We start from the raw sequence: 23429 nt of genomic DNA, 5'->3' as shown, positions 1-23429 counted from the left end.
GATCCTAATAAGTAATAATAATAAGATCTTTAAATAGATCTTTATATATTATTTAAGGATCAAGCTAAGATCTTTTCCTCAATTTGATCATTCCCCTGAAGCAAAAAAAGCGCTAAAATATCGCTCTTAATTTTCAAAAGCAAAACAAACTAAGGTCAATAATTTATGTGGTATCAAGAGTCTTATGACGTAATCGTTGTTGGGGGTGGTCATGCTGGTACAGAAGCTTCACTTGCAGCAGCACGCATGGGCTGTAAAACATTATTGTTGACCCATAACATCGATACACTTGGCCAAATGTCATGCAACCCAGCCATTGGTGGTATTGGCAAAGGTCATCTGGTAAAAGAAATTGATGCGCTTGGTGGTTTAATGGCAACTGCAGCTGATCATGCAGCAATACAATTTAGAACCTTAAATGCCAGTAAAGGTCCGGCTGTACGCGCAACTCGTGTGCAAGCTGATCGAAACTTATATCGTAATTTCGTCAGAAACTATCTTGAAAATCAAGAAAATTTGACCATTTTTCAACAACCTTGTGATGATCTAATCCTAGAAAACAATAAGATCGTCGGTGTTTCAACGCAAATGGGCTTGAAATTTAAAGCAAAAAGCGTTGTTTTAACGGTAGGTACCTTCCTTGCTGGTCAAATTCATATTGGTTTAAATAATTACCAAGGTGGTCGAGCAGGTGATCCTGCTAGTGTTAACCTTGCTGCACGTCTACGTGATATGCCATTTCGAATCGATCGTTTGAAAACCGGAACTCCACCACGTTTAGACGCAAGATCACTTGATTTTTCTGTCATGACTGAGCAACCTGGTGATGATCCTCGTCCAGTATTTTCTTACATGGGTTCTACAAACGATCATCCCGCACAAGTTTCTTGTTTTATTACTCATACTAACCAGAAAACACATGAAATTATTAAATCAGGATTAGATCGTTCACCTATGTATACTGGTGTTATTGAAGGGATAGGTCCTCGTTACTGCCCTTCAATTGAAGATAAAATACATCGCTTTGCTGATAAAGATAGTCATCAGATATTTGTTGAACCTGAAGGATTAAATACACATGAAATTTATCCTAATGGCATTTCAACAAGTTTACCGTTTGATGTGCAAATGGATCTTGTTAGATCGATTAAAGGTTTTGAAAATGCTCATATTACTCGTCCTGGTTATGCAATCGAATATGACTTTTTTGATCCGCGTGATCTGAAGCAAACGTTAGAAAGTAAATTTGTTGAAAATTTATATTTTGCAGGACAAATAAACGGTACTACCGGTTATGAAGAGGCTGGAGCTCAAGGTCTTGTTGCTGCCACTAACGCTGCAGCAAGAGTACAAGGCAAAGAAGAGCTGATATTAACTCGAGATCAAGCTTATATGGGAGTTCTCATTGATGATTTAGCTACCTTAGGTACTAAAGAACCTTACAGAATGTTCACTTCACGTGCCGAATATCGTTTATTGCTTCGCGAAGATAATGCTGATATTCGTTTAACTGAAAAAGGTCGTAGTTTAGGTTTAGTTGATGATCAACGTTGGCAACGTTTTAGTGAAAAAATGGAAAATGTTGAAACAGAGCGCCAACGTTTACGATCAACTTGGCTACAGAAGGATCACCCTGCTGTTGCAAAAGTTAATGAATTATTGAAAACACCATTAAGCCGTGAGAACAGCTTAGAAGATCTCGTTCGACGTCCAGAAGTTCGTTATGATGATCTCATGTCGATTGAAGGCTTAGGTCCTAAAATGGCTGATAAGCAAGCCGCTGAACAAATTGAAATTCAAATCAAGTATGCCGGCTATATCGACCGACAGTTAGATGAAATAGCTAAAAAGAAGCGTCATGAAAACACTTTAATCCCATTAGATTTTGATTTTACCCAAATATCGGGCTTATCAAATGAGGTTGTTGCTAAACTTTCAGATGCTCGTCCTGAAACTATTGGCAAAGCATCGCGTATTTCTGGTATTACTCCAGCCGCAATTTCGTTATTATTGGTTTATCTGAAAAAACATGGCTTATTACGCAAAATTGCATAATAAATCAGCATAAACGAAAGATTCCACCTAATGACATTATCCGAACAACTTATTGCTCTGATTAAAGAAACCTCACTTGAGGTTTCTACAGAGCAAGTATCGTTACTTATCCAATATGTTGAATTATTAAATAAATGGAATAAAGCCTACAACTTAACCTCAATACGTGATCCTAAAGATATGATAGTAAAGCATATTATGGATAGTTTAATGGTGGGACCATTACTTAAAGGTCAATCATTTATTGATGTAGGTACCGGACCCGGTTTACCCGGTATTCCACTGGCTATTTTGTACCCAGAGCGTAATTTTGTCTTATTAGACAGCCTAGGGAAAAGGATTACTTTTTTAAGACAAGTTGTTTTTCAATTAAAACTAGGTAATGTTACACCAGTTAAATCACGCGTTGAGCAATATCATCCCGAACAGCCTTTTGATGGTGTACTCAGTCGAGCTTTTTCATCATTAATTGATATGGTGACATGGTGTGAACATTTAGTAAGTGCAGAGCATGGTCGATTTTTAGCATTGAAAGGTATTTATCCTGAAGATGAAATATCGGCATTACCGAGCAATATTTCACTTACAAATAGTTATACGATTATCGTTCCTCAATTAGAGGGTGAACGCCATTTGATTGAATTAGTAAAATCATAAATAATAATAAACTTTTGCTCAGAAAGTATTTGAGGCTCCTGTGGGAAAAATAATAGCGGTTGCAAACCAAAAAGGTGGTGTCGGAAAAACGACAACCTCAGTTAATCTTGCTGCTTCTCTTGCGGCAACTAAACGTAAAGTTTTATTGATCGATCTTGATCCCCAAGGTAATGCTACTATGGGGAGCGGTATTGATAAATATGAAGTACCAGCAACTTGTTATGAATTGCTGATAGAAGAACGTCCTTTTGAAGACGTGGTTTGTAAAAATACTGCCGGTGTTTATGATCTTATTGCTGCCAATAGTGATGTTACAGCCGCTGAAATTAAATTGATGGAGGTTTACTCTCGCGAGCATAGATTAAAAAATGCTTTATCAAAAGTAAGAAATGACTACGATTTTATTATTATTGATTGCCCACCTTCATTAAACATGTTGACTGTTAATGCCATGACAGCGGCAGATTCAGTATTGGTGCCTATGCAATGTGAATATTATGCCTTAGAAGGCTTAACCGCATTAATGGATACCATTTCGCAATTAACAACGGTAGTAAATGGCAAACTTCATATCGAAGGTATTTTACGCACTATGTACGATCCTCGGAACCGTTTAGCTAATGATGTATCAGAGCAATTAAAACGTCATTTTGGTGATAAAGTCTATCGCACAGTTATTCCGCGTAATGTCCGTTTAGCGGAAGCACCAAGCTTTGGTGCACCTGTGATGTATTATGATAAGTCCTCTACAGGGGCAAAAGCTTATCTTGCCTTGGCGGGTGAAATATTACGTCGTGCAGAACAAAAAAAACAACCTACACCGCAAGCAACTACAGAGTAAGTAAGGAATATCATGAGTCAAACAAAACGTAGAGGTCTAGGTCGTGGTCTTGATGCCTTATTAACAAAGCCTGAAAGTGAGTCTACAGCGAATGCTGAAGGTCAAAAAGAGTCATCAAATAAAAATGCAGAATTACAAAATTTACCGATAGAGCAATTGCATCCAGGTAAATATCAACCGCGCAAAGATATGTCGGCTGAAGCACTAGATGATTTAGCAAACTCTATAAAGTCACAAGGTATTATTCAACCTATTGTCGTACGTCCTGTTAGTGAGCACAGTTATGAAATTATAGCGGGTGAGCGTCGCTGGCGTGCCGCTCAATTAGCTGAATTAGACACCGTGCCTTGTTTAATTAAGCATGTACCTGATGAAGCTGCGGTTGCTATTGCATTAATTGAAAATATTCAACGTGAAGATTTAAATGCTATGGAAGAAGCCATAGCATTAGAGCGTTTATTAATTGAATTTGAATTAACCCATCAAGAAGTGGCTGATGCCGTGGGGAAATCAAGAACGGCAGTAACGAATCTATTGCGTTTAAATAACCTCAATAGTGAGGTGAAAACTTTGCTTGAGCATGGTGATATCGAAATGGGCCATGCTCGTGCTTTGTTAGCACTAGATAATGATGTTCAAACTAATACTGCGCGTATTGTTGTGGCGAAAGAACTCAATGTTCGTGAAACAGAAGCGTTAATTAAAAAAGTACAACAACCCGCTAAAGAAGTGGAAGAAAAAATGGTAGATCCTAACACTAAAGCGTTAGAGCAAAATTTATCAGAAAAACTAGGTTCGAATGTTACGATAAATCATAATAAAAAAGGTAAAGGTAAGTTAGTTATTTCATACAGCGATTTATCTGAACTTGACGGTATTGTTTCACGCTTTAACTCTTTTTAACTCTACTCACTAAAGTAAGCAACTTTGATCCGATGAGTTGCTTACTCAATTCAATCTATATGACAACTTTAGTAATTATAAGAGAAAGTTTTCATAATAGATTATACATTAGTCGTAATTTTGACATTTAGTGTTACATTTAGCACATTATCTGGGCAATGAGCGCCCTATTTTGTTGCATTGGCGCTGTAATTAAGTATACTTGCGTCGGCTTTTTAAAGATGAAAATACATCTTTAAAAAACTGTAAGTATTACGAAAAATATCGTACGGGGTTTCTGGTGAGTTTATTTATTCACAATGAGTTAGCTAAACCAGGAAGGCAATTTGCTTTTAAGCAAATATTGATTTCGATAGTCATTGTTTTAACTTGCAGTGTAGCGACATATTTTATTTGGGGATTATCTTTTGCACACTCGGTGTTAGCAGGTGGCGCAATAAGTATAATCCCTAATTTTATATTTGCTTATAAAGCATTTAAGTATGCTGGAGCAAGATCGTCCGAAAAGGTTTTAGATGCCTTTTACAGTGGCGAAAAATTGAAAATTGTATTAACGGCCGTTTTATTTGCGCTAGCCTTCAAATTTTTAGCGATAGAGCCGATAGCTTTTTTCAGCAGTTTTTGTTTAGTAGTGGCTTTACCATTATTAACACCATTTTTGTTTAAACTTTAATCATTGGGATAATTAATATGTCTTCAGGTGCGGAAATTACCAGCCAAGAATATATTAAACACCATTTAACCAATTTGTCTGTCGGTGAAGGGTTTATGACCGTTCACATAGATACACTTGGTTGGTCGGTGTTTTTAGGTTTGGTTTTTATTATGTTGTTTCGTTCAGTCGCTAAAAAAGCAAGTACTGGTGTTCCCGGTAAATTGCAATGTGCTGTTGAAATGATTGTAGAATTTGTCGATGACAGTGTTAAAAGTACCTTTCATGGTAAAAACCCTGTTATCGCTCCATTAGCATTAACCATTTTTGTTTGGGTATTGTTAATGAATGCTATGGATTGGGTACCGGTAGATTTAATACCGCGTATTTTTGAGTTGTTTGGTGTGCATTACATGAAAGCCGTACCTACAACCGATCCAAACATGACTTTTGCTTTAGCTCTGGGTGTTTTTGTACTTATCATCTACTACTCAATTAAAGTAAAAGGTATTGGCGGGTTTATTAAAGAGCTAACCACACAGCCGTTTGGTCATTGGTCACTTTATCCTGTTAACTTTATTTTAGAGATGGTTACTTTATTGGCTCGTCCGTTATCACTAGCACTTCGTTTGTTTGGTAACTTGTACGCCGGTGAATTAATTTTCTTGCTAATTGCGACAATTGGTTTATTCCAATTGCCAGTACACTTTTTATGGGCTGCTTTCCACTTGTTGGTTATCCCATTACAAGCGTTTATCTTCATGATGTTAACGATTCTATATTTGAGTCTAGCGCACGAAGATCATTAATTCATTTAGCTCTTTGGAGCTAAGGGCAGGATGCCCAAACATAGTTTTTTTAACCTTAGTTTTTTAACTTTATAACTTTAAATAATCGGAGATAAATATGTTATATATCGCTGTTGCTTTATTAATCGGTCTAGGTGCTCTTGGTACTGCGATTGGTTTTGGTTTACTTGGTGGCAAGTTCTTAGAATCTGCTGCACGTCAACCTGAATTAGCACCTCAACTTCAAGTTAAAATGTTCATCGTAGCGGGTCTTATCGATGCTATTGCAATGATCGGTGTTGCTATTGGCTTATACCTATTATTCGCAGTTGGTGTTCCAGCTTAATTTAAACGCGAATTTGAATAGGAGATACATAAATGAATCTTAATATGACCTTAATTGGTGAATTAATCGCATTTATCGTATTCGTAATTTTTTGTATGAAGTATGTATGGCCACCAATTATTGGTGCCATCGAAGCGCGTCAAGCAATTATTGCTGATGGTCTTGCTGCTTCTGACCGTGCCGCAAAAGATCTTGAGCTTGCTCAAGAAAAAGCTACAGCACAATTAAAAAACGCTAAAGCGCAAGCAGCCGGCATTGTCGAAGCTGCTAAAAAGCGTGAAGCTCAAATAATTGAAGAAGCTGCAGTTAAAGCACAAGCTGAGAAAGATAAAATCTTAGCGTCAGGTCGTACAGAAATTGATACTGAACGTAACCAAGCTAAAGAAGAATTGCGCCAACAAGTGGCTATTCTTGCGGTAGCTGGTGCCGAGAAAATTCTTGAACGTTCAATTGATGCCGCTGCACATAGCGACATTTTAGATAAACTTGTAGCTGAACTTTAGAGGGAACTGAGCTTATGTCTGAATTGACAACCATCGCTCGTCCCTACGCTAAAGCGGCGTTTGATTTTGCTATTGAAGCAAATGCAGTAGAAAGCTGGTTAGAAATGCTAGTTTTTGCCGCAGAAGTTGCTAATGATGCCACCATTAAAGAGTATCTCTCTGGTGGTGCATCAGTTGAACAAGCACAAGACATTTTTTTAAAAGTCTGTGATGTACAACTTGATAGTAATGGCCAAAACCTAATTAAGGTGATGGCTGAAAATCAACGTTTATTGGTGCTACCACAGGTTCTTGCTCAGTTTAGTGAATTAAAAGCTGAACATGAGAAAACAATTTCTGTGGATGTAACTTCAGCTGTTGAATTAACAGCTGAACAAGAAACTACATTAGGCGCTGCGCTTGAAAAGCGTTTGGCTCGAAAAGTTAAACTTAATTGTAATATTGATGCAAACGTAGTCTCTGGTTTAGTAATAAAAGCTGGTGACATGGTAATAGATGGTTCAGTACGAGGTAAATTGAACCGCTTAGCAACAACAATGCAATCCTAACGGGGAACAGAGCATGCAACTGAATTCCACTGAAATCGCTGAACTGATCAAGAGTCGTATTGAACAGTTTGACGTAGTTAGTGAAGCTCGTAATGAAGGTACTATCGTTTCTGTAACAGATGGTATCATTCGTATTCATGGCCTTGCAGACGTAATGCAAGGCGAGATGATCGAACTTCCTGGCAATCGCTTTGCTATCGCTTTAAACCTTGACCGTGACTCGGTCGGTGCGGTAGTTATGGGTCCTTATGCGGATCTAGCTGAAGGCGTAAAAGTAAAATGTACTGGTCGTATTTTAGAAGTACCAGTCGGACGTGGCTTATTAGGCCGTGTTGTAAACACTCTTGGTGAGCCAATTGACGGTAAAGGACCTATCGAAAACGATGGTTTCTCTCCAGTTGAAATGGTTGCACCAGGTGTAATCGATCGTAAGTCTGTTGATGAGCCTGTGCAAACGGGTATTAAATCAATCGATGCAATGATTCCAATTGGTCGTGGTCAACGTGAACTTATCATTGGTGACCGTCAAATTGGTAAATCTGCCATTGCATTAGACGCAATTATTAACCAGAAGAACACAGGTATTAAGTGTGTATACGTAGCAATTGGCCAAAAAGCGTCGACTGTTGCTAACTTAGTACGTTCTTTAGAAGAGCACGGCGCGTTAGCTAATACTATCGTTGTTGTTGCTGGTGCTTCTGAAGCAGCTGCTCTTCAGTACTTGTCAGCATATTCTGGCTGTACTATGGGTGAATACTTCCGTGACCGTGGTGAAGATGCATTAATCGTATATGATGATTTGTCAAAGCAAGCCGTTGCTTACCGTCAAATTTCATTGCTTTTACGTCGTCCGCCAGGCCGTGAAGCCTACCCAGGTGATGTTTTCTATCTTCACAGTCGTTTGCTTGAACGTGCTGCTCGTGTAAACGAAGCATACGTTGAACGTTTCACAAAAGGCGCAGTTAAAGGCAAAACAGGTTCTTTAACAGCATTACCTATCATTGAAACGCAAGCGGGTGATGTATCTGCATTCGTACCAACTAACGTAATCTCAATTACCGATGGTCAGATCTTCTTAGAATCTAACCTATTTAACTCAGGTATTCGTCCTGCTGTTAACGCTGGTATTTCTGTATCTCGTGTTGGTGGTGCTGCGCAAACTAAAATCATCAAGAAACTTGGTGGTGGTATTCGTTTGGCATTAGCACAATATGCTGAATTAGCAGCCTTTGCTCAGTTTGCTTCAGATTTAGATGATGCGACTCGTGCTCAATTAGAGCATGGTCAACGTGTTACTGAACTGATGAAGCAAAAGCAATACAGCCCATTGTCAATTGCTGAAACAGCTGTATCTTTATTTGCCGCAGAAAAAGGCTATTTAAATGATATCGCAATCAACAAAGTTGTTGATTTTGAAGATGCATTACGTACATACGTAAACAATGACCACGCTGAGTTGATGGCTACTATCAATGAAAAAGGCGACTATAACAAAGATATCGAGTCTGGTTTAGCGAAGGCGATTGAAGCTTTCAAAGCTACTCAAACTTGGTAATTTAGTTAACCTTTTCGGAGAATAGTCATGGCCGGTGGTAAAGAGATAAAATCGAAGATCGGAAGTGTAAAAAACACACAGAAGATCACCAGCGCAATGGAAATGGTTGCAGCAAGCAAAATGCGTAAAGCGCAGGATAGCATGGCTGCCTCTCGTCCATACGCTGAAAATATGCGAAATGTGATCGGTCACATCGCGCTTGGTAATCTAGAATATCGTCATCCATATATGGAAGAACGTGAAGCCAAGCGTGTAGGTTATATCGTAGTCTCAACAGACCGTGGTTTGTGTGGTGGTTTAAACATTAACTTGTTTAAGCAAGTACTTGCTGATGCTGGTAAACAGCAATCAGCAGGCGCCGAAGTTGAATTTGCCGTAGTGGGTTCTAAAGCTACGTCATTTTTTAATAATATGGGCGCTAAAGTCGTTTCACAAATTTCGGGATTAGGTGACAACCCTTCACTTACTGACTTAGTTGGTAGTGTAAAGGTGATGTTAAATGCCTATGACAATGGTGAGATAGATAGATTGTTCATTGTATATAACAAGTTTGTTAATACCATGACGCAAAAACCGACAATCGATCAACTTTTACCTTTGCCTAAGTCAGATGATGACGCTATTAAGCATCGCTGGGATTACATATACGAACCTGATGCTCAAGCAATACTTGAACATTTATTAGTTCGTTATACAGAATCTCAAGTATATCAAGGTGTGGTTGAAAACCTCGCATGTGAACAAGCTGCTCGTATGGTTGCAATGAAATCTGCAACTGATAATGCGGGTGACTTAATTGATGATTTACAATTGGTATACAACAAAGCTCGTCAAGCAAGTATTACTCAAGAATTGGGTGAAATTTGTGCTGGTGCAGCAGCGGTATAAGCAAAGGTTCTTTGTTTATTTTTTAGTAAATAAGAGCACAAGATTAGAGGATTAAACATGAGTACAGGTAAAGTCGTCCAAATCATTGGCGCAGTTGTGGATGTAGAATTTCCACAAGATGCTGTACCTCAGGTATATGACGCATTAAATGTAACTGAAGGTGACCTTTCAGGCTTAGTACTAGAAGTACAACAGCAATTAGGTGGTGGCGTAGTTCGTGCTATCGCTATGGGTTCATCAGACGGTTTGCGTCGTGGTCTGACAGTAGAAAACACAGGTAATAACATCCAAGTACCAGTAGGTACATGTACATTGGGTCGCATTATGAACGTATTGGGTGAGCCTATCGATGAAGCTGGCCCAATCGGCGAAGAAGAAAAGTGGTCAATTCACCGTGAAGCGCCAGCTTATGCTGACCAAGCGATGTCTAACGAGCTACTTGAAACTGGTATCAAAGTAATCGATTTAGTTTGTCCATTCGCTAAGGGTGGTAAAGTTGGTTTATTCGGTGGTGCTGGTGTTGGTAAAACCGTAAACATGATGGAACTTATTCGTAACATCGCGATCGAGCATAGCGGCTACTCAGTATTTGCTGGTGTCGGTGAGCGTACTCGTGAAGGTAACGATTTCTACCATGAAATGAACGATTCTAACGTACTTGATAAAGTATCGTTAGTTTACGGCCAAATGAACGAGCCTCCAGGAAACCGTTTACGCGTAGCGTTTACTGGTTTGACTATGGCTGAAAAATTCCGTGACGAAGGTCGTGACGTATTATTTTTCGTAGATAACATCTACCGTTATACACTTGCTGGTACTGAAGTATCTGCATTGTTAGGTCGTATGCCATCAGCTGTTGGTTACCAACCAACACTTGCTGAAGAAATGGGTGTTCTTCAAGAACGTATTACCTCTACGAAGAAAGGTTCAATCACTTCAATTCAAGCGGTATACGTACCAGCGGATGATTTGACCGATCCATCGCCAGCAACAACCTTTGCTCACTTAGATGCAACAGTTGTACTATCTCGTGATATTGCATCACAAGGTATTTACCCAGCAATTGATCCACTTGACTCTACTTCACGTCAATTAGATCCTTTAGTTGTTGGTGCTGAGCATTATGAAACAGCTCGTGGCGTGCAATCAACGTTACAACGTTACAAAGAACTTAAAGATATCATCGCCATCTTAGGTATGGATGAGTTATCTGAAGAAGATAAATTAGCAGTGAATCGCGCACGTAAGATTCAACGTTTCTTATCTCAACCGTTCTTCGTTGCTGAAGTATTCACCGGTTCTCCTGGTAAGTATGTATCACTTAAAGACACAATTGCTGGCTTTAAAGGTTTACTTGCAGGTGAATATGATGATTTACCTGAGCAAGCTTTCTACATGGTTGGTTCTATTGAAGAAGCAGCTGAAAAAGCTAAAAACATGTAATGAAGGCTGGTGATTAACAGTTGTTAATCACCTATTAGGAGGTCACATGGCAATACTTTCTGTAAATCTTAATGTCGTAAGTGCTGAAGAAAGCTTATTTTCTGGTAGCATTGAATCATTACAGATCACAGGTAGCGAAGGTGAATTAGGTATTATGCCTGGTCACGCACCTTTGCTGACCTCACTAAAACCTGGTATGGCAAGAATCGTTAAGAAAGGTGGTGAAGAAGAAATCATCTATCTTTCTGGCGGTATGTTAGAAGTTCAACCTAATAACGTAACAGTATTGGCGGATATCGCCGTACGTGGCGGTGATTTAGATGAACAAGCCGCACTAGAAGCTAAAGAACGCGCAGAGAAGCACATGAATGAACATGTTAATGATGTTGATTATGCTGAAGCTGCAGCTGAATTAGCTCGCGCTGTTGCACAATTACGTGTTATTCAAGCGTCAAGCAAAAAATAGCTCACAGTAAGTTTTAGTGATCAAAAAAGCGACTTTTACTTCGGTAATTAGTCGCTTTTTTATGCCGGTAATTTTTGATTTTATGCTGTAACTTTTGCTTTTTTCAGCATGCTAAAAAGTTCATCTTTTAAATGTACACGCGCTATTTTTTGAGTTTCTAAATATTCATCAGAAGTGGTTTCAACGCCTTCTTCAATGTGGCGTACTTCTTGGTCTAGCGCATGGTACTCTTTAAATAAACGGGCAAAATGACCATTAAACATTTTTAATTGACGGATTTCTTGTTCAAATTCTGGAAATTCGTGGTGCAAATCGTGTTTTTCTATCATGTTTTGTTGCTCCTATTTAGCACAGTTAATACAAGTATCGATATAAGGTAAAACTTTCAAACGTTCAGGGTTAATTTTTTGCTTACACTGACTGCAAAAGCCGTATTTATTATTTTCAAAACGGGTGATTGCTTGATTAATTAAGTTTAATTCTCGCTGAGCTTCGATATGTATTTCACTGAGTACTTCGTTATTTTCACTGGTTTGTTCTGCAAAATCTTGTGAACGCCCTTTGCTAAAATCAGCCTCGATAGCGTTAATACGTTGTTGAAGTTCAACTTTTTTATCTAGTAAATTCCGTATAATATCTTTACTCATTAGTATTTCTCCTTAGGCTTTATTTCATTTTATGCCTCTAATAAGTCGCGGTTTTGATCTAGCGCAATATTGTACTTGAGCTTGGGCTTTTTTTTCTTAAGCTACTGTATTAAACCATGCCATTTAAGCGCTTATCAGCGTTATTTTTACGCCCAATATGGTATTACCTTGTTAAGTAGCTAAATTTGTCATTGCGGTTTTGTAAATGTTTTACTAATAGCAATAGAGTGAATATTTAACTAATAATTTTATTAATTAACTGGTTATAAAGTTTGTGAATCTGAGCTGAGGTTATATTATTTTGTTAGTGCTAGTACTTTTTGCCGCATTAAAAGTACTAGCACCTTGTACCTTACTGTGTTGATGGTTTTCTTAATAGTTAATAGCAAGCTCTAAGGGTTTATATGTTGAAACTTGCTATGATGCTCTAGGGCTAATGCCGTGATAAATTATGGCAGTGAGGGATAGACTTAAATTAACTGAAACAAGGAGTTCTTTAAAGTTAGAAAAAGGGCGTACCCCTTATTCTAACTTAGGTTATTGTTGAGAGAATATTATTTTGAAAAAGTGAACTCTTTTGGTGGTGTTACCGCCATTAAATGCTTAACAAAGTAATCCCAACGTTTACGCATCATGTATGGCTCTCTAGCAAAGCCATGACTGCGGTTTGGCAGCATAAGCATATCAAAATCTTTATTAGCTTTAATTAACGCTTCTACCACTATTAAGGTGTTATATGGTGGTACGTTAGTGTCGGTGGTACCGTGAGCTATGAGTAACTTGCCTTTGAGGTTATCAACAATTAATTGATTAGCTTGGCTATCATAATTGCTACTACCATCTTCATTTTTCACCAATACACCGTGGTATTTTTCACCCCATTCATCGGCGTAGTTACGGTTATCGTGGTTACCTGCTTGTGAAACTGCGACAGAATAAAAATCAGGGTAAGTTAATAAAGCACGTGTTGAAGCAAAACCGCCACCAGAATGTCCCCAAATACCGACACGAGAACTATCTATCCAGTTATATTTATCAGCTAATTGTTTGATAGCGGCTACTTGATCAGGAATACCGCTGTCACTCATGTTCTGGTAATAAAACTCGTGGAAGCTTTTTGAACGTCCGGGGGTACCTAATGCGTCAATTTCGATAACAATAAAGCCTAATTCGGCAATGGCTTGGTTATCACCACGAGCGCTTCTAAAGTGACGACCTCGAATACTCCCTACTTGTGGACCTGGGTATAAGTAATTGACGACAGGGTATGATTTGCTAGCGTCAAAATCACTAGGCTTATACATTAAACCATAGATATCATGTTGGTTATTACGGTCTTTAACGATAAATGGCGTTGGTGCCTGCCAACCGGTGGCACTTAGCTTGCTAATATCCATTTGTTCAACGACAAAACCTGATTTGCTACTGGTACTGCGAATAAAGCTGGTTTCAGGTTGGTTTGGTGTTGAAACTCGGTCTAAAAAGTAGGCGGCATTTTTACTCAGTGATATACGATGATGTTTTTGCTCAGGAGTTAGTAACGTTAAACCTGACCCGTCTTTGTTAATGCTATAAAGATAATGAAAATAAGGATCGCCGCCCTCTTTTCCTGCAGCGGTAAAAATTAGCTTACCGGTGTCTTGATTGACATCAAGTAATTCTAGCACCGTCCAATTACCTTGAGTAATTTGATTTTTTATTTTACCTGTTGTCGCATCAACAAGGTACAAATGTCCCCAGTCAGAACGCTGTGAAAACCAAATAATCTCATTACTTTTATCAAGATATTGCCAGCTAATACCACTGACACCTGATTCAAAAAAAGTATTTTCAGTTTCACTTAAAATGGTTCGAACTTTACCTGTTGTAGCGTCAGCTACTTTCAGTGTGGCAGTCTTGTGATCACGTGTAGATGAAACAAAGAGAAAGTGACTACTATCAGCAGACCAGTCGATATCCAATAAACTACCATCTCGTCCTGCAACGTGATCTGTAATTGTTGAGCGATGGTCATCAGCAGGCATATCAAGCGCTGTTACTTTAGCCTGCTCAACATCGATAACGACACGATGAATTTGGAAAATATTTTTGTCACCAGGTAATGGGTATTTCCAAACATCAATTTTGGGATGCCCTACTGCTGTTGATACTATGCCCATTTCACCAACATTGCGGCCATCATGTTTAAAGGTGGTAAGCTTTTTCGAATCAGGAGACCATTTTACAACCGGTTTATCATTACGGATCCAACCGGCATTATTGGTGGCATAAGCGAAGTTCTCTATGCCGTCTGTGGTTAATTGCTTTTTGCTATTATCACTTAGCTTACGTAACCATAAGTTGTTGTCATAAATATAAACAGCATACAGGCCATTTGGTGCGACTAACTCATTATTATTAACTGTGTTTTTTGATTGTTGACATGAATAACGCACAATATCACATTGATATAATTCATCTTTTATTTTTACAGAGATCGTTTTTTTATTGATTAAATCAAAAGATATAAAAGGGAATTTTTGAGCTTTAATTTCTTTTTTCGTGGTGAGTGATAGCGCAGCAGCAAGTTTTTGATGATCGAACGCCAAATTCTTTTCTTTGGTTACAGCATCAATAATAAAAAACTGCTCACCTTGCTTGGTATGGCTGCGATAAGTGAGTTGGTTATTATTGGTCCACTGGGGGTGATCTAGTGTGCCAGTCACTAATTTCTCGGTATATTTACTGAGTTGTTGTTCTGCTTGATAATATTTATCAATACTTAACGCTTGAGCATTAGCACTAAAAGTTATGTTGGCTAAACAGGTGAAAACTACTACCGGTGATATATGTTTTATTATAGAAACCATGAATAATCTTGTTTTATCAGTTATAAAATTAGGATTTTCAATATTCTATCATTTCTTCTCTCAATGCTGCTGCAATTATCGACCAGTAGATAAGGTCTTGCGATAATTAACCATCATAGATAGCTAGAATGTATTGAGCGTTGCTAGGGGCTGTAATATTTGGGCTATTTATACAATATGTCGTGCAAATATAGCACTAAAAAATTTAGCGTAGTATAAAAAACAGTATCTGCATGCTACTCAAGTAAGTCAGCGCTAACTGCTCTTTGTTGTTGGGTTTATTGATGGCTTTGTTGTCGTCCACTATCCGTATACCGGCGTTAAGAGCAGCATAACTTTACATTTACCGGAAAGTACAATAGGGCTTCATAAGACAGTAAAATGAAGAAGATTTTTAACTGGTTTTTTAAGCATTTTCTGCCTCAACCTAGACTAAAGTCTATTGCATTTATTTGCTAATGTAGACTTAGGTCTAATTTATAAGTTTGCTCTTACTCTCTAGTGTTAACAATATAAAAAATATTTTGCTTGAAATTTACACAAAATAATAAAAGAGATTAATATGACTAATCAGAGTGTTCAACAAGCACAACTATCTTGGTTGCAATCGAGCAATGGTGAGTGGTTGTATTTCCTTGATGAGAGTCTTGCCAGTGAAGATATGATGTCAGTGATCGAACAAGATTATATTTGGTTAGTTTCTCAGGCGACATCTGCTCATAAAATCAGTGGCTACCGTATTGCCAATGAGACTATTGAAATGTTTATCAACCAATTAGCAGGTGTTGAGCAGGTCGTGGTATTTGGCCTTCCTCACGAGCAAAAAGGTAATGCACTTCATATCTATATTGAATTAAGCAGCACAACAATTGAGCTATCAACATTATCAAACGCTATTAATGCCAAACTTGCTGGCTGTATAGGAGAGTTTGCACATGCAGATGTCATTAAATATGTTGAACAACTGCCAGTGGCTAAAGATAAAGCTATTGCTAGAAAAATATTGAAATCACAAAATATTACCATGAATTACGCAGCATAAAATTATAAAAATAACGATAACGGTTACTTACCGCGATAAAAAGTAAACACGTTATCAAAACTAATAAAACAATAAAAACGCCAGCGAGTAGAGCTATTTTTACTCTAAGGTTAATAATAATTATCGAATAACATAGTGATAAACTGTTGAATTCGATTAGGATCACACATGGGGAAAGTAAAAATGTTTAATAAGAAAAAGCTTCTATTAGCAACAGGTTTATTAACTATGGCTGGCGTTGCACATGCTAGTTATGAAATTAAGTTATCAGATGAGGACTCGATTACTTTTGGTGGTTATATTAAATTAGATACTCGCTATGTTGATGGTAACATCGACAGTATTACTAAAGATTATTGGGTTGGTGCTGGTAACGTTGGTGATATTTCTAAAGTTAGTTTTCGCGCGACAGAATCACGTTTTAACACAAAATATGTACATGGAGACGTAACTGGCTTTATCGAACTTGATTTCCATGGTGGTGGCGGTAATGAAATTGTTTCAAACTCATCTAATCCACGAATTCGTCACGCATTTATCAAATATAAAAATATTCTTGTTGGCCAAACGTGGTCAACTTTTGTTAATACTAGCGCTTTAGCTGAAGGTGCTGATTTTGGTGGTCCACTTAATGCCTCAGCTTTTATCCGACAAGGCCAAATTCGTTATACTCAGGGGAACTTCCAAGTTGCGATAGAAAACCCAGAATCTGATCAAGGTGATCCGAGCCAAGATTCTATACCTGATGTTATCGCTAAATATACCTTTAAAGGTGATTGGGGTAATGTTTCAGTAGCAGGTTTAGCTCGACAGTTAAACACGCTTGGTGGTAATTCTGAGTCAGCATTTGGTTATGGTATTGCCGGTAAAATTAACATTTTTGGTAAAGATGATTTGCGTTTTCAATACCACGGTGGTGAAACCGGTCGTTACGTTGGTGTTGTTGCTGCTCGCGACTTAGTGGGTGAAGAAGTAGAAGAAACCACATCATATATGGTTGCTTATCGCCACTTTTGGTCAGAAGACATTCGCAGTACCGCCTTTTATGGTAATACTTCTACCGATGTTTCTGATGCTGATAGAACCCACTGGGGGGTGAATATCTTTAAAAATTATACCAAAGAACTTTCGTTTGGTTTAGAGGTAGGTAATTTTGACTCAGCTGATCAAAACGCTGATTCAGATTATGTACAGTTCTCAGCTAAATATGTTCTTTAGTGTTAAATTCAGTATTGTTATGGTGTCGCCGTTACCAGTACAAATAGCTTGCGTTAGTTAACCTCCAACCGAGGTTGTTTTTGGGGAAGCTTTTGCTTCCCTTTTTTTATATTCAAAGTGAAAAATGGCGATGTTTATACCAATATATCTAAGAAAGTGCGCGCTTAGCGAGAACTTAAAAGCTTAATTGCACCTTTGTAATTGTATTAGCTAGCTAGAAGTGCGGCAGCAAAGCCAATAAATACACCGCCCGTTGTTTTACCCACCCAGCGTTGACCAATAGCAGATAAGAAATAGTGACGAAAGCGAAAGGCAATAGCAACATAAACAGAAGTAAAAACAAAAGCATTGCACAAGCTTGTGCCAGCAAGCAGTACAAATTGTGGCAAAATAGCTTGCTCTGGCTGTATAAACTGTGGGAATAAAGCTGAGAAAAACACTAAAGCTTTTGGGTTACTGAGCCCTAATAAAAGGCTTTGTTTAAATAAGGTGCGTTTTGCTGGAATTTGAGCATTTTTATCGGCGAATGACCACTGACCTTTACTACGCCAAATCGCAATACCTATATAAATTAAGTAGCCAGCGCCAGCGTATTTAATAAACGCAAACGCTAACTTAGATGTCATTAAAATCAAACCGAGTCCTGAAGCTGAAATGAGCGCTAAAATCATCACGGCACTGACATGACCTAAAACACCCGCTAAGGCTTTTTTACGACCGAAATTTATACCATTACTCGCTGCTAGGATTACTGAAGGACCAATACTGATTGAGGCAAGCAGCGAAATACTAAAATAAAGATAATAATTGTGAAGTTCCATGGTATTCCGCAGAAAATTTAACTGATACCAATTATACTAAGCTCTGAGTGGGAAGAAACTTAATAGACTTGGTATGATATGCCTTAAAGGTGGCTATGGTAGCGGGCTAGCTTAAAAGTGCAAGTTTTAGATGGTGCGGAATGACGTTTTTTTGATCAGTGCCTTTATTACCATGAAAAAAAGCCGCAATTGAGCGGCTTTTTGAATATTTACCAAAGGGTTTAGCTGATTATTTCTTTAGCTTGGCAAAAGCGTCAGCAAAAGCATTACCCATGGCGGCATTATTTTCCACTTTAGGTTTTTGCGTCCTAGTATGGTTTTTATGTTGCTTATTTTTGTGATCTTTATGCATTGCTTTAGGCGCTTTTTCTGGCGCTTGACTGTTAACTTGTGGCGTAGCTTCATCTAAACGCATGGTTAAACTGATACGTTTACGCTGAGGGTCAACCTCAGTAACTTTTACTTTAACCACTTCACCGGCTTTAACAATTTCATGTGGATCACTGACAAACTTATTAGTTAGGGATGAGATATGCACTAAGCCGTCTTGATGAACCCCAACATCAACAAAAGCACCAAAATTAGCAACATTGGATATCACACCTTCTAAAATCATACCGACTTTTAAATCAGCAATAGTGTTTATCCCCTCTTGAAATGTTGCGGTTTTAAATTCAGGGCGTGGATCGCGACCTGGCTTTTCTAACTCGCTAATAATATCTTTTACCGTGATGGCACCAAATGTTTCACTAGTTAGGGTGTCAATATTGATGTTTCCAAGCGCTGATTTATTACCCATGAGATCAGTAATAGTATTTTTATGCTGCTTTAATATCGCCTCGACTACAGGGTAGGTTTCTGGGTGAACCCCTGAACAGTCAAGAGGATTATTACCCTCAGTAATACGTAAAAAACCAGCTGCTTGTTCAAAGGCTTTTGGTCCTAAACGTGCGACTTTTTTTAATTCGTTACGGTTATTGAAGCGGCCATTTTCATTACGAAAATTCACGACATTGTTTGCCATGGTTTTATTTAAACCTGACACTCTTGCAAGTAAAGGCGCAGAAGCACTATTTAAATCTACGCCAACTTTGTTAACACAATCTTCGATAATATTATCTAACGTTTGGCTCAGTTGGCTTTGACTTACGTCATGCTGATATTGTCCAACACCAATGGCTTTAGGGTCAATTTTTACCAACTCTGCAAGTGGGTCTTGCAAGCGTCTAGCAATAGATACAGCGCCGCGTATTGATACATCAAGCTCTGGAAATTCATCTGCGGCTAACTCCGACGCTGAATAAACTGATGCGCCGGCTTCACTCACGATGACTTTTGATAGTTTATGGCTTTCTATTTTAGTGATCACCTCAGCAACTAACTTGTCACTTTCACGAGACCCGGTACCATTACCAATAGCAACCAGTTCTACCTTAAACTGTTGGCATAAGTTAACTAAGGTACGAACAGATTTATCCCAGTGATTTTGTGGAGCATGTGGGAAAATTGTCGCGGTTTGTAATAATTTACCTGTGGCATCTACAATGGCGAGTTTACAACCGGTGCGCATACCCGGATCTAAACCTAAGGTGGTTTTGGGACCCGCAGGAGCAGCCATAAGTAAATCATTTAAATTACGAGAAAAAACTTTTATTGCTTCTACTTCGGCTTGCTCGCGTAAGCTGCCAAGTAGTTCTGTTTCTAAACTTTGGCTAAGTTTTAATTTCCAAGTAGAGCTAACCACTTTCGTTAAAAACTCTGCTGCCGCTTGTCCTGTTAAACGTAAATTGAAATGTTCAGTAATTAATTGCTGGGCACTAGAGAATGCGCCTTCTTGCCCAGGATTAGCATCAATGCGTAATGAAAGAAAGCCTTCGTTACGACCCCGTAACATGGCTAACATGCGATGCGAGGGTACACTTCTTAAAAGCTCTGAATGCTCAAAATAGTCTCTATATTTTGTGGCTTCGCTAGCTTTGCTTTTAACCACTTTGCTGCAAAGGTGAGCTTGTTTAAGTAAATGTCGACGTAACTTTTGGATCAAATTGGCATCTTCAGCAAAGCGCTCGACTAAAATAAAATGAGCACCTTCAAGTACCGATTTTTCATCTATAAAACCGTGCTCTTTATTGATAAATGCTACGGCTTCAAGTTCAGGATTAAGCTGCCAATTATTATAAATATTATTAGCTAAGGGCTCTAAACCACCGGTGATGGCTATTTGCCCTTTGGTTTTTCGTTTTGGCTTAAAGGGTAAGTATAAATCTTCCAAGCGAGTTTTATTATCGGCCTTATTTAGCTCTGTTGTTAATGCTGGCGTTAATTTTCCTTGCTGCTCTATGCTAGCAATAATAACGCTTCTACGAGCGGATAAATCTCTTAAATAGCTTAAACGCTGAGCCAAGTGGCGCAAGTGATTATCGTCAAGGCCTTGTGTGGCTTCTTTACGATAACGAGCGATAAAAGGCACTGTTGAACCTTCGTCTAATAAATTTATCGCGGTATTTATTTGGCTCGTTTTTACATCAAGTTCTTTGGCTATTTGCTCAGCAATTGGCGTCATTTATCGGGGGTCCTAGTGCAATAAGTAATGGGTATGCTTATCGTATTTTCTGTGTGCGTAGTATATACCCAAATAGCGTTGATATGCGATATTCAAGTACTTGTTCTTTTAGCTAAAATAAAGTGAGTTAATTTAACTCACTACGTTGATAGTATTTTAATCGTGTGGCACTTAAAATAACGCTACAATGTTTTTATTCATCACCTAATTATATATAAAACGGAATTATTATGGCTCTCTCTGTTGTTGTTTTAGCCGCGGGTAAAGGTACTCGCATGCGTTCTTCATTACCTAAAGTACTTCATGCTGTTGCTGATAAACCTATGGTAGCGCATGTTATTGATGCCGCCCGCCAAGTTGAAGCAACAAATACCTATGTAGTTTATGGTTTTGGCGGTGATGTGTTAAAAAGTAAAATTACCGGTGATGATTTAATTTTTGTCGAACAAAAAGAACAACTTGGTACTGGCCATGCCGTTGATATGGCATCACCATTTTTAACTGATGAAGAAGATGTGTTAGTGCTTTATGGCGATGTACCTTTAACGAAAGTGAGTACATTACAGCGTTTAATTGCCGCTAAGCCTGACAATGGCATGGCATTATTAACAGTACATTTAGCGAACCCTGCTGGCTACGGTCGCATTATGCGTGATAGCGTCGGCACCGTAGTGGGTATTGTTGAGCAAAAAGATGCCACCCCAGAGCAATTACTTATTAACGAAGCCAATACCGGTATTTTGTTAGCGAATGGCGGTGACCTAAAGCGTTGGTTATCAAACTTATCCAGCGATAATGCCCAAGGCGAGTACTATTTAACCGATATTATTGCTGCATGTCATCAAGAGGGTAAGCTAATTGCTACCGCTCATCCAGATAGTGAAATTGAAGTGGAAGGTGCTAATAACCGCGTACAATTGGCCGGTTTGGAACGCGCATATCAATTAAGGAAAGCGGAAGAGTTAATGATTGCTGGCGCTACGTTACGTGACCCTAATCGCATCGATATTCGCGGTAAGGTTACTGTCGGCCAAGAAGTTGTCATTGATATTAATTGTATTTTTGAGGGCGATGTTGAAATTGCAGAGCATGCTATTATTGGCGCGAATTGCATTCTTAAAAATTGCCGTATCGGTAAAAATGCTGAAATTAAGCCAAATAGCATTGTTGAAGATGCCATTATTGGTGAATTAGCCTCTGTTGGTCCTTTTGCGCGTATTCGTCCTGGTTCAGAATTAAAACGTGATGCCCATGTCGGTAATTTTGTCGAAATGAAAAAAACGACTTTAGGTGAAGGTGCAAAAGCAGGTCACTTGTCTTATTTAGGTGATGCTGAAATAGGCCCTAAGGCAAATATCGGTGCAGGCACGATTACGTGTAATTATGATGGCATAAATAAATCGAAAACCATTATTGGTGCTGGCGCTTTTATTGGTTCAAATACTTCATTAGTGGCACCGGTGACCATTGGCGAAATGGCAACAACAGGCGCAGGTTCAGTTATTGTTAAAAATGTTGCGGATAATGAATTAAGTGTTGCACGAGGTAAGCAGCGTAATATTCCTGGTTGGCAACGACCTAGCAAAAAATAACGTAGTAACGACATTAATCACGACATATTTTGCTATAAATGCACTAGTTTAAAAGCTAGTGCATTTTTATTTTTACTTTATTGAAAAATCATCACCTCACAGCAATAAAAGATGAATAATAGAGATAACACGAGGTTACTGTGCAAACGTAACTAAGTTTATTGATTTTCCTCATATATTGATGTCCGATCTTTAGATAAATATTGTTTTTATTTTCAGCTTTTGTTTTAATAGCTAAGTTTTAAATCGAAACTTTTTAAGAGTAAAACGAAAGCAATGTCAAAACGAAATACGCAACAACGCCGCCATACTATTATTGCGGAGTTAAGCAACCTAGGTGAAGTAAGTGTTGATAGCCTTGCAAAAAAGTTTGATACCTCAGAAGTTACCATTCGTAAGGACTTAGCCGTATTAGAAAATAGTGGTTTACTGCTACGAAGGTATGGTGGTGCGGTACCATTACCTAATGAAATAATTGAACCTAAAACCGAAAAAGTTTCGAAACGAAAGATAATTATAGCGAAAACGGCAGCGTCGCTGATCCGAGATCATAATCGTATTATTTTAGATAGCGGAAGTACAACATCAGCTTTGGTGCGAGAACTAAGTGCTAAACAAGGCTTAGTTGTGATGACCAACTCGCTTGCTATTGCTTCTGACTTACATGCCTTAGAAAATGAACCGACATTATTGATGACCGGTGGTACTTGGGATCCGCATTCAGAATCTTTCCAAGGGCAAGTCGCAGAAAGTGTTTTACGTTCTTATGATTTTGATCAGCTATTCATTGGTGCTGACGGTATTGATTTAGCACGTGGCACAACAACATTTAATGAATTATTGGGCTTAAGCCGTGTCATGGCCGAAGTGTCGCGTGAAGTTATTGTCATGTTAGATTCAGAAAAACTTAATCGAAAAATCCCTAATTTAGAATTACCTTGGGGCAAAATTCACACGTTGATCACAGATGCAGATATGCCTGAAAACGTGCGAAATGAAATAATTAAACAGGGTGTTAACCTCGTTATCGCCAGTTAAAAAAGGATAGAGAA

General features: G+C 38.4%; 22 protein-coding genes. 17 read left to right on the top strand and 5 right to left on the bottom strand.

Annotated elements, in window-relative coordinates; genetic code table 11:
* Positions 1-165: 165 nt before the first annotated feature.
* The 13 genes from mnmG to FGD67_RS11305 all read left to right on the top strand — a co-directional run bounded on the left by mnmG (position 166) and on the right by FGD67_RS11305 (position 11645).
* On the top strand, positions 166-2055 hold the full coding sequence (gene mnmG, locus FGD67_RS11365) for a tRNA uridine-5-carboxymethylaminomethyl(34) synthesis enzyme MnmG (protein WP_257171309.1): 1890 nt from the start codon (positions 166-168) through the stop codon (positions 2053-2055).
* A gap of 30 nt (positions 2056-2085) precedes the next feature.
* The gene (gene rsmG, locus FGD67_RS11360; RefSeq protein ID WP_257171308.1) at positions 2086-2712 is read left to right on the top strand and encodes a 16S rRNA (guanine(527)-N(7))-methyltransferase RsmG; all 627 of its coding nucleotides are present in this window, start codon (positions 2086-2088) and stop codon (positions 2710-2712) included.
* A 40-nt stretch (positions 2713-2752) separates the two neighbouring features.
* Positions 2753-3553 (top strand): ParA family protein, encoded by an 801-nt coding sequence (locus FGD67_RS11355; RefSeq protein WP_257171307.1) that lies wholly within the window; start codon positions 2753-2755, stop codon positions 3551-3553.
* A 12-nt stretch (positions 3554-3565) separates the two neighbouring features.
* A complete protein-coding gene (locus tag FGD67_RS11350; protein WP_257171306.1) occupies positions 3566-4456 on the top strand; it encodes a ParB/RepB/Spo0J family partition protein in 891 nt (296 codons plus the stop codon).
* 280 nt (positions 4457-4736) lie between these two features.
* Entirely contained in the window at positions 4737-5129 is a 393-nt protein-coding gene (locus FGD67_RS11345; RefSeq protein WP_257171305.1) for an ATP synthase subunit I, read from the top strand.
* A gap of 17 nt (positions 5130-5146) precedes the next feature.
* On the top strand, positions 5147-5917 hold the full coding sequence (gene atpB, locus FGD67_RS11340) for a F0F1 ATP synthase subunit A (RefSeq protein ID WP_085330525.1): 771 nt from the start codon (positions 5147-5149) through the stop codon (positions 5915-5917).
* Positions 5918-6014: 97 nt separating this feature from the next.
* A complete protein-coding gene (atpE, locus tag FGD67_RS11335) occupies positions 6015-6242 on the top strand; it encodes a F0F1 ATP synthase subunit C (protein ID WP_077284459.1) in 228 nt (75 codons plus the stop codon).
* A gap of 32 nt (positions 6243-6274) precedes the next feature.
* Positions 6275-6745, top strand: coding sequence for a F0F1 ATP synthase subunit B (atpF, locus tag FGD67_RS11330; protein ID WP_257171304.1), 471 nt, complete (start codon positions 6275-6277; stop codon positions 6743-6745).
* A gap of 14 nt (positions 6746-6759) precedes the next feature.
* The gene (atpH, locus tag FGD67_RS11325; protein WP_257171303.1) at positions 6760-7293 is read left to right on the top strand and encodes a F0F1 ATP synthase subunit delta; all 534 of its coding nucleotides are present in this window, start codon (positions 6760-6762) and stop codon (positions 7291-7293) included.
* Positions 7294-7306: 13 nt separating this feature from the next.
* The gene (atpA, locus tag FGD67_RS11320; protein ID WP_257171302.1) at positions 7307-8848 is read left to right on the top strand and encodes a F0F1 ATP synthase subunit alpha; all 1542 of its coding nucleotides are present in this window, start codon (positions 7307-7309) and stop codon (positions 8846-8848) included.
* 27 nt (positions 8849-8875) lie between these two features.
* Positions 8876-9736: a F0F1 ATP synthase subunit gamma gene (gene atpG / locus FGD67_RS11315; RefSeq protein WP_081179537.1), complete on the top strand. Its 861-nt coding sequence runs from the start codon at positions 8876-8878 to the stop codon at positions 9734-9736.
* A 57-nt stretch (positions 9737-9793) separates the two neighbouring features.
* On the top strand, positions 9794-11179 hold the full coding sequence (atpD, locus tag FGD67_RS11310) for a F0F1 ATP synthase subunit beta (protein WP_257171301.1): 1386 nt from the start codon (positions 9794-9796) through the stop codon (positions 11177-11179).
* 46 nt (positions 11180-11225) lie between these two features.
* Positions 11226-11645 carry a F0F1 ATP synthase subunit epsilon gene (locus FGD67_RS11305; protein WP_257171300.1) on the top strand — a complete coding sequence of 140 codons (420 nt, stop codon included), beginning with the start codon at positions 11226-11228 and terminating at the stop codon, positions 11643-11645.
* An 80-nt stretch (positions 11646-11725) separates the two neighbouring features.
* Here the strand turns inward: FGD67_RS11305 and FGD67_RS11300 are convergent, their stop codons facing one another.
* The 3 genes from FGD67_RS11300 to FGD67_RS11290 all read right to left on the bottom strand — a co-directional run bounded on the left by FGD67_RS11300 (position 11726) and on the right by FGD67_RS11290 (position 15141).
* Entirely contained in the window at positions 11726-11974 is a 249-nt protein-coding gene (locus tag FGD67_RS11300) for a YdcH family protein (RefSeq protein WP_257171299.1), read from the bottom strand.
* 12 nt (positions 11975-11986) lie between these two features.
* Positions 11987-12292, bottom strand: a complete 306-nt coding sequence (locus FGD67_RS11295; protein ID WP_257171298.1) for a TraR/DksA C4-type zinc finger protein — start codon at positions 12290-12292, stop codon at positions 11987-11989.
* A 554-nt stretch (positions 12293-12846) separates the two neighbouring features.
* Positions 12847-15141: a S9 family peptidase gene (locus tag FGD67_RS11290; protein WP_257171297.1), complete on the bottom strand. Its 2295-nt coding sequence runs from the start codon at positions 15139-15141 to the stop codon at positions 12847-12849.
* A 562-nt stretch (positions 15142-15703) separates the two neighbouring features.
* Between FGD67_RS11290 and FGD67_RS11285 the strand changes: the two genes are divergently transcribed.
* Both FGD67_RS11285 and FGD67_RS11280 read left to right on the top strand, forming a co-directional pair.
* Complete coding sequence (locus FGD67_RS11285) at positions 15704-16183, top strand: hypothetical protein (RefSeq protein WP_257171296.1); 480 nt, start codon at positions 15704-15706, stop codon at positions 16181-16183.
* 168 nt (positions 16184-16351) lie between these two features.
* Positions 16352-17401, top strand: a complete 1050-nt coding sequence (locus tag FGD67_RS11280; RefSeq protein WP_257171295.1) for a DcaP family trimeric outer membrane transporter — start codon at positions 16352-16354, stop codon at positions 17399-17401.
* 206 nt (positions 17402-17607) lie between these two features.
* Here FGD67_RS11280 and FGD67_RS11275 read toward each other — a convergent pair whose 3' ends face one another.
* On the bottom strand, positions 17608-18222 hold the full coding sequence (locus FGD67_RS11275) for a LysE family translocator (protein ID WP_257171294.1): 615 nt from the start codon (positions 18220-18222) through the stop codon (positions 17608-17610).
* A gap of 229 nt (positions 18223-18451) precedes the next feature.
* Entirely contained in the window at positions 18452-20785 is a 2334-nt protein-coding gene (locus FGD67_RS11270; RefSeq protein WP_257171293.1) for a Tex family protein, read from the bottom strand.
* 230 nt (positions 20786-21015) lie between these two features.
* Here FGD67_RS11270 and glmU point away from each other — a divergent pair, with 230 nt between their 5' ends.
* Together glmU and FGD67_RS11260 are read left to right on the top strand one after the other, a co-directional pair.
* Positions 21016-22377, top strand: coding sequence for a bifunctional UDP-N-acetylglucosamine diphosphorylase/glucosamine-1-phosphate N-acetyltransferase GlmU (gene glmU / locus FGD67_RS11265; RefSeq protein ID WP_257171292.1), 1362 nt, complete (start codon positions 21016-21018; stop codon positions 22375-22377).
* A 276-nt stretch (positions 22378-22653) separates the two neighbouring features.
* Positions 22654-23415: a DeoR/GlpR family DNA-binding transcription regulator gene (locus FGD67_RS11260; protein WP_257171291.1), complete on the top strand. Its 762-nt coding sequence runs from the start codon at positions 22654-22656 to the stop codon at positions 23413-23415.
* Positions 23416-23429: the final 14 nt, after the last annotated feature.

It is taken from the genome of Colwellia sp. M166 (genome assembly GCF_024585285.1).
Lineage (GTDB): Bacteria > Pseudomonadota > Gammaproteobacteria > Enterobacterales > Alteromonadaceae > Cognaticolwellia.
This window is presented reverse-complemented; position numbering and strand designations above follow the sequence as displayed.